Source organism: Paenibacillus sp. Paensp111 (genome assembly GCF_059492195.1).
Genome location: NZ_CP168527.1, coordinates 3,651,765 through 3,666,731, shown reverse-complemented (window position 1 = coordinate 3,666,731; position 14,967 = coordinate 3,651,765). Strand labels below are relative to the sequence as shown.

The 14,967-nt window shown below is 48.6% G+C and carries 9 protein-coding genes; 4 read left to right on the top strand and 5 right to left on the bottom strand.

The genetic code is table 11. The features are described 5' to 3' along the window. Positions 1-12: 12 nt before the first annotated feature. The 3 genes from bglS to ACEN86_RS17260 all read right to left on the bottom strand — a co-directional run bounded on the left by bglS (position 13) and on the right by ACEN86_RS17260 (position 3,263). Positions 13-750 carry a beta-glucanase gene (bglS, locus tag ACEN86_RS17270; RefSeq protein WP_495631774.1) on the bottom strand — a complete coding sequence of 246 codons (738 nt, stop codon included), beginning with the start codon at positions 748-750 and terminating at the stop codon, positions 13-15. Positions 751-838: 88 nt separating this feature from the next. Further along, positions 839-2,401, bottom strand: a complete 1,563-nt coding sequence (locus ACEN86_RS17265) for an extracellular solute-binding protein (RefSeq protein ID WP_495631773.1) — start codon at positions 2,399-2,401, stop codon at positions 839-841. A gap of 139 nt (positions 2,402-2,540) precedes the next feature. Beyond that, complete coding sequence (locus tag ACEN86_RS17260) at positions 2,541-3,263, bottom strand: MBL fold metallo-hydrolase (protein ID WP_495631772.1); 723 nt, start codon at positions 3,261-3,263, stop codon at positions 2,541-2,543. Between the two features lie 136 nt (positions 3,264-3,399). On the opposite strand from ACEN86_RS17260, the gene ACEN86_RS17255 reads away from it, so the two are divergent. The 4 genes from ACEN86_RS17255 (at position 3,400) to ACEN86_RS17240 (ending at position 13,673) form a co-directional block, all read left to right on the top strand. After that, positions 3,400-3,999, top strand: coding sequence for a TetR/AcrR family transcriptional regulator (locus ACEN86_RS17255; RefSeq protein WP_495631771.1), 600 nt, complete (start codon positions 3,400-3,402; stop codon positions 3,997-3,999). Positions 4,000-4,071: 72 nt separating this feature from the next. Continuing rightward, positions 4,072-5,064 (top strand): YiiG family protein, encoded by a 993-nt coding sequence (locus tag ACEN86_RS17250; protein ID WP_495631770.1) that lies wholly within the window; start codon positions 4,072-4,074, stop codon positions 5,062-5,064. A 285-nt stretch (positions 5,065-5,349) separates the two neighbouring features. After that, a complete protein-coding gene (locus tag ACEN86_RS17245; RefSeq protein ID WP_495631769.1) occupies positions 5,350-7,725 on the top strand; it encodes a carbohydrate-binding protein in 2,376 nt (791 codons plus the stop codon). A 242-nt stretch (positions 7,726-7,967) separates the two neighbouring features. Continuing rightward, the gene (locus tag ACEN86_RS17240) at positions 7,968-13,673 is read left to right on the top strand and encodes a fibronectin type III domain-containing protein (RefSeq protein WP_495631768.1); all 5,706 of its coding nucleotides are present in this window, start codon (positions 7,968-7,970) and stop codon (positions 13,671-13,673) included. Between the two features lie 77 nt (positions 13,674-13,750). Here ACEN86_RS17240 and ACEN86_RS17235 read toward each other — a convergent pair whose 3' ends face one another. Then, positions 13,751-13,918, bottom strand: a complete 168-nt coding sequence (locus ACEN86_RS17235; RefSeq protein ID WP_495631767.1) for a hypothetical protein — start codon at positions 13,916-13,918, stop codon at positions 13,751-13,753. A gap of 421 nt (positions 13,919-14,339) precedes the next feature. After that, positions 14,340-14,927 (bottom strand): NAD(P)H-dependent oxidoreductase, encoded by a 588-nt coding sequence (locus ACEN86_RS17230; RefSeq protein WP_495631766.1) that lies wholly within the window; start codon positions 14,925-14,927, stop codon positions 14,340-14,342. Positions 14,928-14,967: the final 40 nt, after the last annotated feature.

Here is a 14,967-nt window from a genome sequence, read left to right as displayed (position 1 = left end):
GGTTTGTGTTACTTATTTCTCCGCATAAGGAGTGAATTTAACCCATTCATACGAAGCTGTGATCGGCGCTGCTCCGTCGTAAGGTCCAAGCCATGAGTCAACACCGGTGCCGTTCCATAGGTTCATCATGATTTTGGCAGGGGTTACAGGAAGATTATCCGTGGCCGTATGGACAAGCTGGCCATCAATGTACCAGTTAATGGCGTCCTTTTTCCATTCAAAGGCGTAGTTGTGGAATTCCTTTGAGGCATCATACCCGAGATCAATCAGCTTCTCATGGCCGCCAATCCCGTTAGTGTAATAATTGAGTTGAACCTTTGTCGTATCCTTGCCCAGGAATTCGATGTCGATCTCATCCCATGGTGTTCCGAAGGAAGGTCCCGTATACACGAAGAAGGAGGAGACGATCCCGGTATTATGAGCTGCCTTCATGCGGACTTCATATTTTCCGTAATGATAAGTATCCAAGGACTTATACTCGGAACCCTGTTTGTCTCCAGCCTTGTTCTTCGTAAGGGATAGTTCCATTCTCTTGCCGTCGAAATGAATATTATCAGAGGACCATACACAGTCGAAAGGAGCTCCGTTGGAATAACCCGTGGATATTTCCCATTTCTTCGGATCGTGCTTGGCAAATGGTTGAACCCAGGTGCCTTCTTCAGCTTTTGCCTCTTTGGTAGCCGTTCTCTCTGAACAGCCAGAAGTGGAAATAGCGATTAATACGGCAAATAAGGCGATTTTCTTATTCATTTAACATCCACCCTTCGGTTAGTCTTTCTTCATTCTATAAGGGCGTAGGGTGGTGCTTAAAGAGCAATCTTTCAATAAGGCTACTGTATTATTTACTTGTTCCATGGACCGATCGATACCAGTCGTTGACCTCTGTGGTGATTTGGTCTCCGCCGTTTGCTTTCCAGTTGGCAGCGAATTTATCGAAGTAGTCTATATCTTTTTTGCCATAAATAATTTGCAAGAATGTCTCATGCTCCGTTTGTTGAAGCTGATCCCCTTTCTCCTGCATGGTTGGTGTCGGAGGACCCTGATATAAGCTGGGCATGCGGCTGGATAATAATTTGGCGAGGACCGGTTTCTCGGTCTCGGCTACCATCTCAGTCCAATGGGACGGAATTCTCGCGCCGTCATAGGTGAGGGTGTAGGCCGATACATCAACATAACCCCCGGGTATGAGATTGCGGTTTTTGGAAGGTATGCCATTAACTATGGCGTAGTCGTAATCTTTTGCCATCCCGTACGAATATTCTCCCTTACCTAAGCCTTGAGTGTCATACAAATCGTTCATATACCGAAAAAAAGTCTGAGGGTTCTTGTTGTTTTTGTTGATTAGTACGGCACCATTTCTAGGCGGGGAAGCGCGGTGATACGATTTGCCGGCAGGTCCTTTGGGAAACGGAATGGCGATGAACTCAGCTTTCGGGTTCTTGTCCGTTAACCCATTAAGCGGCCAGAACCGCATCCAATGAGGTCCGACGACAATGCCTGCTTTTTCTTGGGAAAATAACCTGGCGGCTGTCTCTTCATCCTGCCATAAGGCCTCGTTCGGAAAGTACCCTTTTTCTCTCCATTCTCTAAGCTTGATCAATCCTTGCTTTACTGAGTTCTGAACTGAACCGAACTCTAACCGATTCGGGGTCTCGTAGAAATTCCATTGTTCGGGGAGGCTGCCGTACATGCCAAATACCCAACTAATGTCCGCCATCCAGGTACTGATTGCGTTGCCCAGACTGACAGCCAGGCCGTAGGTGTCGTTCTTTCCGTTACCGTCGGGATCTCTATAAGTGAACGCAGCAAGAACCTTTTCGAGCTCCGGAAGCGTGGTAGGGGGCTTTAAGCCTAACTTATCCAGCCAATCCTTCCGGATCCACATCATCGGGTCCGAATTATAATCATAATCGAGAATCGGAATAGCATAGTGCTGTCCGTTCCTTTCGTAAGGATCCCAGACGGAGGAATTCTCGTTCATCGCCTTTTTCCATACCGGGGAGGCGTACTTCTCAAACAGATCGTCCACGGCCACAAATTGACCGGAATCGATCAACTGGTGAACCACATCCGTTCTTACGGGAATAATATCGGGCATCTCCCGCTTGTTCAGCAGCTGCAGCTTCAATGTGGTAGAGAAGGTGGTATCAGGAGCCGTCCATAAGTATCGAAGATTAATACCTAACTTATCCCGGACTAACCGGGTATGCACGTTATCCTCAATGGTCTCGCCATTTTTGAATTGTAGAGAGGGCCGCAAGCTAAATACGGTGGTCAGCGTTTCCGGTTCGCTCTGGTTGCCGGATGGTTCTGAGGATTGAATCCATTGACCGTATTGATAGAATCCGAATATTGCGATCAGGACAATTAGCAGTGCTGGTATGAACCATATCTTTTTCATCGTTATCCCTCCGAAGTCATTGTACACGGAAATTATCGGCTTTTGAACACGAGTGTGATCCGAAGGGACAAACAAGTTAACAGATAGGTTGAAAAGCTAAATAGTAGTTGTATAAAAAATAAAAATTAGGAGATTTAGCTTAATTAGGTAGATTTCTTAGATAATCGACATGGCGGCGAACTTCATTTACCCCCAGCGGGCCGCCGTGGCCCAAATAAAACGTCTGGTGGCCGGATGAGATCAGGCGCAGGAGCTCTTCAGCTACCCGGTGAGGATCGTCTTCAAATGGCGGGCGTATAGGGTGGTTCCTCCGCATAATGCCGCCGAGTAGAATACCAGAGGCCAATAGATCACCTACCATGGCCTCTTTCGATTCCAGTTCAACCGAAATAGAACCCAGGGTATGCCCAGGTGTGTGGATAACCGTGCCGGGAACACCGAAACGCTGTAAATCAATACCCTGTTCTCCGGAGACCAATAAGTCTGGCGTAAAACCCTCATAAGGCTGTACAATGAACCCTGTTTTGAAGAACATACGGGCAAAAGGACTCGTCGGACAGAAAGTCATCTCCTCTTCCCGGCTGTAGTGCTTGGCATCTCCTTCATGGGCGAGGATAGGAGCCCCTGTAAGTTCACGCAATCTTGCCGCACTGCCGGCATGATCGACATGAGCATGGGTGATAATGATGAGCTTGATGTCCTTGAAGGTCAGCTTCTCTTTGGCAAGAGCTTTCCCTATTTTATGCTCGGATCCCGGGATGCCGGCATCGACCAGCACACAGCCGTCCGGTCCAAGAAGCAAATAGGCGTTCACCATGCTCAAAGGCAGAATAGGAATACGGATTATCTTCACTTGGGTCATAAGTAGGAGTCCCCCTTTTAATAAAAAAATACCGAACGGTTCGGTTTTTTTATATATTACCAAAGGTTTCTCAAATAAGCTATAGGAATGTTAAAATGAAAAAAGATATTTTATCGTAACTAGGGGGTTGCCGTTAATGCGGAGGAAGGGTGAGAAGACACGCCAGCATATTATTGAAAAGTCTGCCGAACTGTTTAATCAAAAAGGGTATGCAGGCTCTTCAATACAAGACATTATACAAGTCACGGGATTGACTAAAGGCGGTGTCTATCGGACGTTTTCCGGGAAAGACGAAATTGCGCTCGAAGCGTTCGATTATGCCATGCGAATTTCGATGGAGAATTTTTTGAAGGCTTCAGAAGCGGCCGTGACAGGGATTGATAAGATCATAGCGGTATGCAAGGTGTACGAAGATCCGGTCAACCATTCTCCAATTGAGGGTGGCTGCCCTTTATTCAATACGGCGGTAGAGGCAGATGACGGATATCTTCCCCTCAGAGAGAAGGCGGTCCTTGCCCATGGTCAGTTCGTAGCTTTTATTCAAAGCATATTGGATAAGGGGATTTTGACAGGTGAACTGTCATCAGACCTCCATACGGAGGCCGTTGCGTCATTCGTGGTTTCTTCGTTGGAAGGCGGGGTTATGGCCAGCCGGTTAACCCGGGACAACAAGCACGTTCAGTTCGTGATTCAGCAGATCAGGCTGACTCTTACAGCGTATCAAAAACAGAAATAGGAGTCTCAGATCTGCAGATACATAGAATAGACAGGTGGCACGATAAATTACTCAGTCGGAGGAATCCCTATTTTGAAAAAGTTATCATGGATCATGGCCATTATCATGTTAGGTACAATGTTGTCCGCTTGTTCAGCCAGCACACCCGCTGCGGATCAAGCAGCTGCAAGCATTACGCCAGGAGAGAGCAAAAAAATCGAGAAGTACAATGCGTATGTAGGGCTGAATAACCTGATGACAGGCCGAATTAATGAGGTCTTGGTTCATTACTTCGAGAAATTCGGAGTGGATAAACAGCCTGTAATGGAGAAAAACCTCAGCTTTATCATGCTGGGGATTGCAGATAGTGAACGGGAGGTTATTGATAAAGCGAACAGCTATACTGCAAGCCAACCCGCTTTTGCAGATGTGGACCCTGTAGTGATCAAGCTGACTCCTGTCATCAAAGATCTGTTGTCCGTCCTGGATGATCAGAAGGCTTACTATGATTCAAAAGGCTACGTAGATGATAATTTTGCAAAAGGTAAGCAGCTGCATACCAGACTGGTAAGTGCCAATCTCGCGTATGAGACTGTCGCCAAGCGATACTATACTGCTTTGCAGAAGTTGGCTAATGAGCAGCGTCTGGCTGAACTGCAAAAGCTTAAGGATGCAGACCAGCAAATCAGGTATAATGCCCTAAAGTTTCTGATCGATGCCGAGGCTGTGGCCATTGAAATGGACGAGCAGGGAATCACTGCAGGCAATGTGCTGAAGCTGGATATGAAGAAGTTTAAAGCCAAATACGACATCATGACTGCAGATATGAATGAGCTGATCACCATCACAAAGGACAAGAAAAGAATACAAAAAGAAGGCATAAACAGCTTCGGTATCCAGAACTATGTGGATTCAGCCACTGAGGCAAAAGCAGCTGCTTCGAAAATCATTGAACGCATCAATAAGAAAGAAGCCGTATCTGATTCTGACCTGAACGGTCAGTTCCTGAACACGACGGACGGCACACCTGAGAATTTCAATTATAAGCTAAGTAAGGCAATCGAACGCTATAATGAAATGAATTAAGCTTATCTAAAGATTGAGGTCGTGTAGTTGAATCAACGTCAAGGAGGTTCGGTCTCCTTGGCGTTTTCATGTTTTACTGGATAATCTGCAAACGTTTGAATGGATTTTTTAATAGGACTAAAGACTTATTTTTGATGAAATATGTAAAATTTTAGTTAAAAATAATCCATAAATATCCTATTGGTGAATATATATGTAATTTCATCCTTATCTAGTGCGTTGCAAACGTTTGAACTATGTCACATAATCCATATAAGCGCTTACATTTTGAGGAGGTAGATAGGATTGCGGTCAAAGTGGATTAAAGGAATGGTGTCTGTTGGTTTGGCAGGAGCGATGTTAGCTGCATCGGCATTTACTCCGGCTAGTGTGTTTACAAAGGTCTTCTCGGTCGAGAAAGCGTATGCTGCTCCAGCACTGCCGGCGAACGCAAAAGATGGCGTTATGCTACATGCATTCGACTGGTCCTTCAATACGATACGTGCCAATCTATCGCAAATTGCGTCAGCGGGGTATAAATCCATTCAAGTGTCCCCTGTTCAAGGAACCAAGAGTTCCAGTACAGATCCTGCTCAGTGGTGGTTGTTATACCAGCCAACGAATGAATCGGTTGGTAATGCGCAGCTCGGAAGCTTGGCCGATTTCCAGGCCCTATGCAGTGAGGCCAATAACTACGGCATTAAAATCATTGTCGATGTTGTAATGAATCATATGGCTAATAACGGTAACGCGGATCAGCTGGATTCCACGGTTGATGCGAGCTTCAAAGATCCAAGCCTATATCACAATTTGGGGCAGGCTGCTAACTGGAGTAACCGCTGGGAGATCACACAAAAAGGAATAGGGATGCCTGACTTAAATACCCAAAGCTCTGCCGTTCAAGGTAAAGCGCTTACGTTCCTGAACCAGCTTGCGGATGCAGGTGCTGGTGGATTCCGTTTTGATGCAGCCAAACATATTGAAACAAACACAGGGCTAGATGCTAACCAATCTTGGGCCGGGAACTATTGGACTAATGTACTTGGTAACGTCCATAATCGCTCGAACCTGTTCGTATATGGAGAAATTCTGCAGGATGGAACGGCGGATAATGTTAACGCTTATGCCTCGTTCATGAATGTAACCGCTAGCAATTTTGGCGGATCGGTTAGAAATGCTCTTAGCTCCGGCAATTTATCTTCTGCGAGCGGAATGGGCGGCTTAGATCCGGCTAAAGCAGTTAATTTTGTTGAAACACATGATACTTACGAAGACGGGACCAGCAAGAACTTGACTGACTGGCAAAGAAAAGCAGGCTGGGCAATAGTTGCATCCAGAGCTGGCGCGACTCCGCTATTCTTCAACAGACCTGTCGGCAGCATCGGTTCTGCAGGGGATGGGCAGTGGCATGATACAGATGTCGTAGCCATTAACCAGTTCCATAATGCAATGGCCGGTCAAAATGAATATTTACGCTGGACAAATAACAACTCTACTATGCTGATCGACCGTGGTACAGTAGGAACCGTAATCGTTAACTATGGAAATAGCACTTATATCAATTCGCCAACTAATTTGGCAAATGGTACTTACAGCAACCATGGCAGCGCCTCAGCGACTTTGTCCGTTTCGAACGGAACGATCAGCGGCAATATTCCGGCGAACTCTATCATTGTGCTGTATAATGATACAACTACAACACCGACTCCTACACCGACACCTACGCCTACAGCGGTTGTCAGCAGCGATCCTTCCACTGCAGTAGCAGGTCAGACTGTAACAATAACCTATAATGCAACTGGTCGCTCTTTGCAGGGATCTTCCAGCATGAAGCTTCACTGGGGATATGATGGCTGGAATGGAACTACGGATACGGTAATGACCTCTTCTGGTAATAACATCTGGAAAGCAACAATCACGACCCCTTCAGCGGCTAAGAGCGCACTGAACGTAGTCTTCACTAACGGCTCGGCTTGGGATAACAATAACTCCGCTAACTGGAGTATTCCTGTAACCGCCAGCAGTGGGACAACAGGAAGTACGGGAAGCACTGGCAATACCGGAACCACAGACAATACGGGAACTACGGGAACCACAGCCTATGCTCCTCATGCGGGCTACAAGGTCGATTATGACAGCAGCACTTTAGTGCAAGGCAAGAGCTTTACCGTCTACTACGGCGGGTCTCTTGCAAGCGCTTCACAAGTCAAGCTGCATTGGGGAACCAATGGTTGGACAGGTACAACCGACGTGGCCATGACCAAAAGATCTGATGGTTTCTGGGCGGCAACGATCACAATTCCAACATCGGCAACTGTGCTGAACTTTGATTTTACAAATGGAACCAGTTGGGATAACAACGGAAGCAAGGATTGGAATCTGAACGTATGGTCCACAAGCAATCCTGTTCTGGCAAATCCAGCCCCGGTAGCAGGCAAGCAGACAACGATTACGTATAACGGAAGCTTAGCAGCGGGTGCAACATCGCTGACACTTCATTGGGGAACCAATGGTTGGGTATCTCCAGCAGATGTGACCATGACCAAACAATCGAATGGGACCTGGACCGGTGTGATCACACTTCCTTCCGGCTCCAATGTACTCAACATGGCATTCAAGAATAATGCAGGTACTTGGGACAGCAATAATTCCAAGGACTTCAACTACTCTGTTGCTCAATAATTAATACTAGGTTCAACTCAAAAGAGATGTCTTGCTTTTAAAGCGAGCATCTCCTTTTTTATATGGCGTGCTGGGAGATAGGTAATTTTTAATAGAATGGATTGCCTAAGAATACTAATTATTATCAGAGAAAAAGCCGTAAAAAATAATAGTTAGTAAAATAACTAAATAGGGGAGGGAATGTCGAAAATTTGTCGAATACAGTCGAACAAAGGCGATTCGAAAATTAAGAGAGGAGAAAGATGAAGCTGAACGCGAAATACTCCAAACGAATAACTTCTATGCTGCTGATTCTTGTCCTAATGTTGTCCTATGTCAATTCGGCTTCGGCTGCATATACGCACACCATTCCAATGGATAATGGAACGAATTTTAATGGTGATGAGATATTTACAACATCGACTTCTAATTATTACACGTATATAACCTGGGATAGTTCTTATTTATACGTAGCTTATTATGGTGCTGAGGTAAATAAAGACAATACCACTTACACCAATCAGAGCAACAAATGGGTTCAAATGTACATTGGCGGCTCTGGGGGTACCTCTACGGGGGCTATGTATAACTCTCAGCAACCTACGCTTCCTTTTAAGGCAAAATATCATCTTCGCTGGAAGGTAGATGAGTCCTACACCAATGTCCAGATGTATAATGGCTCTTCGTGGGTAGATGCAGGGTGGAATATGACCACTTACCGTGGTTTCAATAATGAGATGGTAAAATATAAGATCCCATTAGCGAATATTGGGAATCCCAAAACGATTCAGTTTGCTTCCTTTATGTTAGAGGAGACAAGTATGAATGAAAGAATGTGGGCAGCCTATCCCTCCGATGCATTCGTGGATGGATACAAAAGGAATGTTTCAGATTTTAGTGAATTCGACCTGACTTCCAACTCGGCGCCTTTGGCGCAAGTAGACTATAATTTCAAGAACACAGCAGTTACAGGGAATACGGCAAGTTTTTCTTTTAACAGCAGCCCGGATGCAGCTTCCGTGAAGATACAACAATCTACAGATGGAGGATCGACCTGGACCAATTCGACCACAGCTTCGTCGATAACGGGATCTTCCACTGCGGCCAAGGTTACGGGGCTCACTCCTGCCACCACCTATAAATTCCGATTAGTTGTTACTGGGGGAACCAATGCGGGATCGTCTTCCATTCAGACTGTTACTACGTCTAGTTCGGTACCAGTGAGCAGTTTTGCTGCAAATACGATTCAGGATACAAGTATAGGATTCACTTGGCCTGCGGTTAGCGGGGCTACAAACATTATGATTGAGCAGTCGAGTGATGGTGTGAACTGGGCACCTGCTAATACAGGGGCAATTGCCAGTAATGCGGTTAGTGCGACTGTCACCGGCTTGACACCGAGCACGGCCTACCATTTCCGATTGGTTGTAACTGGCGGCAGCAATTCGGGAAATTCCAATCAAGTAGACGTAACAACGACAAGCGACATAACACGTCCGTCTGTGCCTTCGGGGGTGAGTGCTTCTAACCTTACGGTAAGCAGCTTCAAGCTGAACTGGAACGCCTCTACGGACAACGTCGGAGTGACGCAGTACGAAGTATTCCGAGATGGAGTATCGCTTGGAACGGTAAGCGGAACGAGCATGAACGTAAGTGGTCTATCGCCGTCGACCAGCTACAGCATGACGGTGAGGGCGGTAGATGCCGCAGGGAACTGGTCGGCTGAGAGCAGTGCGGTGACTGTGAAGACGCTGGCAGATAGCACATCGCCAAGTGTACCCACGGGGTTGATTGCGTCGGGCATTACCGACAGTGGATTTATCTTGAACTGGGATGCATCCACGGACAATGTCGGGGTGACGCGGTATGAGGTATTTCGAGATGGAGTGTCACTCGGAACGGTAGCGGGGACGAGTATGAATATATCGGGTCTGTCGCCGTCGACCAGCTACAGCGTGACGGTGCGAGCCGGAGATGCCGCGGGGAACTGGTCGGCTGAGAGCAGTGCGGTGACTGTGAAGACGCTGGCAGATAGCACATCGCCAAGTGTACCCACGGGGTTAGATGCAACGGGCATTACCGACAGTGGATTCGTCCTGAGTTGGGACGCAGCGACGGACAACGTCGGAGTGACGCAGTACGAGGTATTTCGAGACGGCGTATCGCTTGGAACAGTCAGCGGAACGAGCATGAACGTAAGCGGACTATCGCCGTCGACCAGCTACAGCGTGACGGTGAGGGCGGTGGATGCCGCAGGGAACTGGTCGGCTGAGAGCAGTGCGGTGATTGTGAAGACACTGGCAGATAGCACATCGCCAAGTGTACCCACGGGGTTGAATGCGTCGGGCATTACGGACAGTGGATTTACCTTGAACTGGGACGCAGCGACGGACAACGTCGGAGTGACGCAGTACGAGGTAATCCGAGACGGCGTATCGCTCGGAACGGTAAGTGGAACGAGCATGAACGTAAGCGGACTATCGCCGTCGACCAGCTACAGTATGACGGTGAGGGCGGTAGATGCTGCAGGGAACTGGTCGGCTGAGAGCAGTGCGGTGATTGTGAAGACGCTGGCAGATAGCACATCGCCAAGTGTACCCACGGGGTTGAATGCGTCGGACATTACCGACAGCGGTTTCGTCCTAAGTTGGGACGCAGCGACGGACAACGTCGGAGTGACGCAGTACGAGGTATTCCGAGATGGCGTATCGCTTGGGACGGTAAGTGGAACGAGCATGAACGTAAGCGGTCTGGAGCCATCGACCAGCTATAATATTACGGTGAGGGCGGTAGATGCCGCAGGGAACTGGTCGGCTGAGAGCAGTGCGGTGACTGTGAAGACGCTGGCAGATAGCACATCGCCAAGTGTACCCACGGGGTTGAATGCAACCGGCATTACCGACAGCGGATTTACCTTGAACTGGGACGCATCCACGGACAACATCGGAGTGACGCAGTACGAGGTATTCCGAAACGGCGTATCGCTTGGAACGGTAAGTGGAACGAGCATGAGCGTAAGCGGCCTGTCGCCGTCTACAATCTACAGCATGACAGTGCGAGCGGGGGATGCGGCGGGAAATTGGTCATTACAGAGCAGCGGTTATCCGGTGACAACAGTAGATGCCGCGTCATTAAATCCTGACCCGGCGAATCCGACCGACCCTGTCGTCCCAAGCGATCCGTCTGGCCCAAGCACTCCAAGCACTCCGGGTGACTCAAGCGCCCCAAGTGTTCCGTCCGGACTGAATGCAACGGACATCACCGACAGCGGATTCGTCCTAAGTTGGGACGCATCTACGGACAACGTCGGAGTGACGCAGTACGAGGTATTCCGAGACGGCGTATCGCTTGGAACGGTAAGTGGAACGAGCATGAGCGTAAGCGGCCTGTCGCCGTCTACAATCTACAGCATGACAGTGCGAGCGGGGGATGCGGCGGGAAATTGGTCATTACAGAGCAGCGGTTATCCGGTGACAACAGTAGATGCCGCGTCAAATCCTGACCCGGCGAATCCGACCGACCCTGTCGTCCCAAGCGATCCGTCTGGCCCAAGCACTCCAAGCACTCCGGGTGACTCAAGCGCCCCAAGTGTTCCGTCCGGACTGAATGCAACGGACATCACCGACAGCGGATTCGTCCTAAGTTGGGACGCATCTACGGACAACGTCGGAGTGACGCAGTACGAGGTATTCCGAGACGGCGTATCGCTTGGAACGGTAAGTGGAACGAGCATGAGCGTAAGCGGCCTGTCGCCGTCTACAATCTACAGCATGACAGTGCGAGCGGGGGATGCGGCGGGAAATTGGTCATTACAGAGCAGCGGTTATCTGGTGACAACAGCAGATGCCACATCAAGTCCTGACCCGGCGAATCCGTCCGACCCTGTCGTCGCAAGCGATCCGTCTGGCCCAAGCACTCCAAGCACTCCGGGTGACTCAAGCTCCCCAAGCATTCCGTCCGGTCTGAATGCAATGAACATCACAGACACCGGATTCGTCCTAAGTTGGGATGCCTCTACGGACAACATCGGAGTGACGCAGTACGAGGTGTTCCGAGATGGAGTATCGCTCGGAACGGTCAGCGGAACGAGCATGAGCGTAAGCGGCCTGTCGCCGTCTACAATCTACAGCATGACAGTGCGAGCGGGGGATTCGGCAGGAAATTGGTCGTTACAGAGCAGCGGTTATCCGGTGACAGCAGCAGATGCCGCGTCAAGTCCTGACCCGGCGAATGCGTCCGACCCGGTCGCTCCAAGCGATCCGTCTGGCCCAAGCACTCCAAGCACTCCGGTCATCCCAAGCGATCCGCCCGTCCCGAGCATTCCGAGCACTCCGTCCGATCCAGGCACGCAGGTCCCAACTAGCGACTCAAGCGGCCCGAGCATCCCGAGCGGTCTGCATGCTTCGAGCATCACCGACAGTGGATTCATCTTAAGTTGGGACGCATCGACGGACAACGTTGGAGTAACGCAGTATGAGGTATACCGAGACGGCGTATCGCTTGGTAAGGTAAGCGGAACGAGCATGAACGTAAGCGGCCTGTCGCCGTCGACAATCTACAGCATGAGAGTCCGGGCAGGGGACGCGGTAGGGAATTGGTCGTTGCCTAGTCCGATTTATCAGGTAAGAACCTTGGATACAGCAAGTCCAACCGGTACTCCGTCAGCACCGCCAATTGGACTTCCAGGGCCTACATTGCCGGCCGATAACCCGCAGAGTCCAGCTAATGCGAACTGCAAAGTATACAGGGATGCCAATCGCATTATCATTGATGGATGTCTCAACCAGTCCCGCCGGGCGGTTGAAGTTACTTTGGGGACGAATGTGCTGGACGATCAACTTGATAAGGTTCTAAGAGAGGAAGGATATGATCAAATTATATTTGATATCGTTGTGAAAGCAGACGAGTACAATATCCAAATTCCCTGGTCCATAGTACGGCATTACAGTATACAGCAGAGAATAAACTTCGAGATCAAGATGACAGATCAGCGCTACCAAATCCCATGGGGTATTGTTTCCGATTCCCAGATTAATCGTAGACTTGGAGCCGATTCTGCGAATAATTTGACGTATCACATCCGGACTACAAATGATCAAGAGAACAAGGCGATATCTTCCGAACGGCAGGCAAAAGACTTCACCGTGACTCAACCGTTTACACAGTTCTCCATTTATACGGACGTACAGCAGAAACGTATCCTATACCGTTTTGAGACTGGAAAAGGAGTCCTGAGACTGGCTTCACCCGCAGTAAAGGGACAGTTCGTTCAAACGACCGGGGCAGTATTAACTTTAAAAGGTCATTTGAGTTATGCGCCATGGCGTATGACAGCACCGGGATCGGACTCCTACCACTTGTTCATATCGCGCAATAACAGCATTTCCGGCGTGATTCAGTACACGAAAACTTTTGATGACATCCGCACCAGTTGGGGCAAAAGCGATATTGAAAACATGGCATCGAAGTTAATCGTGATTGGTGAGGATGAGAATATATTCAGTCCGGATAAGTCTGTAACGAGAGCGGAATTTGCAGCTTTGCTGGTACGTATCTTTGGTCTGGTGGATGAGGCTTCGCCGGAGCAGCAATTTCAGGATGTGTCCTCAGGCGAATGGTATTATGAAGAGATTCAGTCGGCGGCTCTATCCGGTATTATAGAGGGATATGGGAAAGGGATTTTCAAACCGAACCAGAGTATAAGCCGGGAAGAAATGACCGCCATGATATTTAGAGTGATTAAGGGGCAATTCCCAGAGATTAACCTGGATACAAGTTTATCCGGTCTGGGACGCTTTAAGGATGCGGATCAGATTATGGATTCGTTCACCACTGCAGCTGCTGGGTTGGTAAATGCCCATTTGATGCAGGGCTACCCAAATGGTGAATTTCATCCACGGGCGGATGCTTCCAGAGCGGAAGCAGTCACTTTGATTAGAAGGCTGCTGCAATATATCGGGTTCCTGTAACCCCGCATAAGTTAATGAAAGTACAACATGGCTCTCCGTATAAACCGGAGAGCCATGTTTGTGTTGGGTACATTAAATTAGTAATTAAATAGTTGACCCCGCCTTCTCCATAACGCCATAACGGCGGCTATGGCTAGAATCGTTAACGAGATGAAGGACAGGGACCATTTCCCTGATGTTAAGCAGCCTGCGATTGCGGCTATAGTGTCTAAGCGTCCTGGGTAGTTGGACAATACTAGCAGCATGGAGACGTTCTCCATGTAATCCAAAAGCCCGGCAAGTAGGGGGAGCAGATAAAGAATGGACGCGCGGGCTAACTTGGGTGCAGCGAGGCGGAGGAGCACCCGGATACTCAGTGCTAAAGCACTGGAGTAGAGGAGGGGGAATCCGGTATCTAAGGTTAGTAAGAAGGTCCGGTAAGCAGCCCTGCCTGAGGCTCCAAGGGAGTCAAGGACTCCATACAGCCGATGACTGTTATAATAGAATAACGTATCGGGGAGAGAGGCCCCGGAATGGGATACCCTTTGAATATAAGACACAGAATTCGGTAGGGGTAACAAGTTTATGACGAGCATAGCAAGTATGGCCAGAGAAAATAGAAAGACAGCGATTCTTCCTTGTGAGAATAGCTTATTTCCGGTTGTCACTGCGCATTTACTCTCCATTTCATTGTGTGATAGTCTGGAAATACCGATGAACTTGCTCGAGCTTTTTCGCCTGCTTACCACCAGTCTTCTCCATGCCTCCAAACTCAAAGAATTTGACTTTCTTAATTCCGACAAAGCGGAATAACGCTTTTCTCATCAGAGTTTTGTGGGCATTATTAAGCCAGAATAGCGGATAAAGGGCGGGTCCCTTCATGGCCGAGATACAGACGACAGATTTACCTTTAAGTAATCCTTCCGGGAGAAGACCTCCCTTGTCGCGATAAGCAAAATTTGAAGCAAACATTTGGTCAATATAGCCAAGCAGCATAGCAGGAGGGCGCCCCCACCAGATCGGGTAGATGAACACGATTTTCTCGGCCCAAAGCAGCTGGTTGCGGTATTTCTCCAGGTTGGGATCGAGATGCATATCTCTTCTCCGTTTGTGTTCATTGAACACGAGAAGCGGATCGAATGCCTCGGCGTATAAATCCACTACTTCAATGTCGTGTTTGTTCGGGTTGTTGCCCAAGCCTTGAATTGCGGACTGGAGAAAAGAATAGGATAAGCTTTGATGGTTCGGGTGAGTGTAGATAATCAGGATTTTCATATCGCACCTACTTTGTTATCATTTGATAATAAGTTAGCAC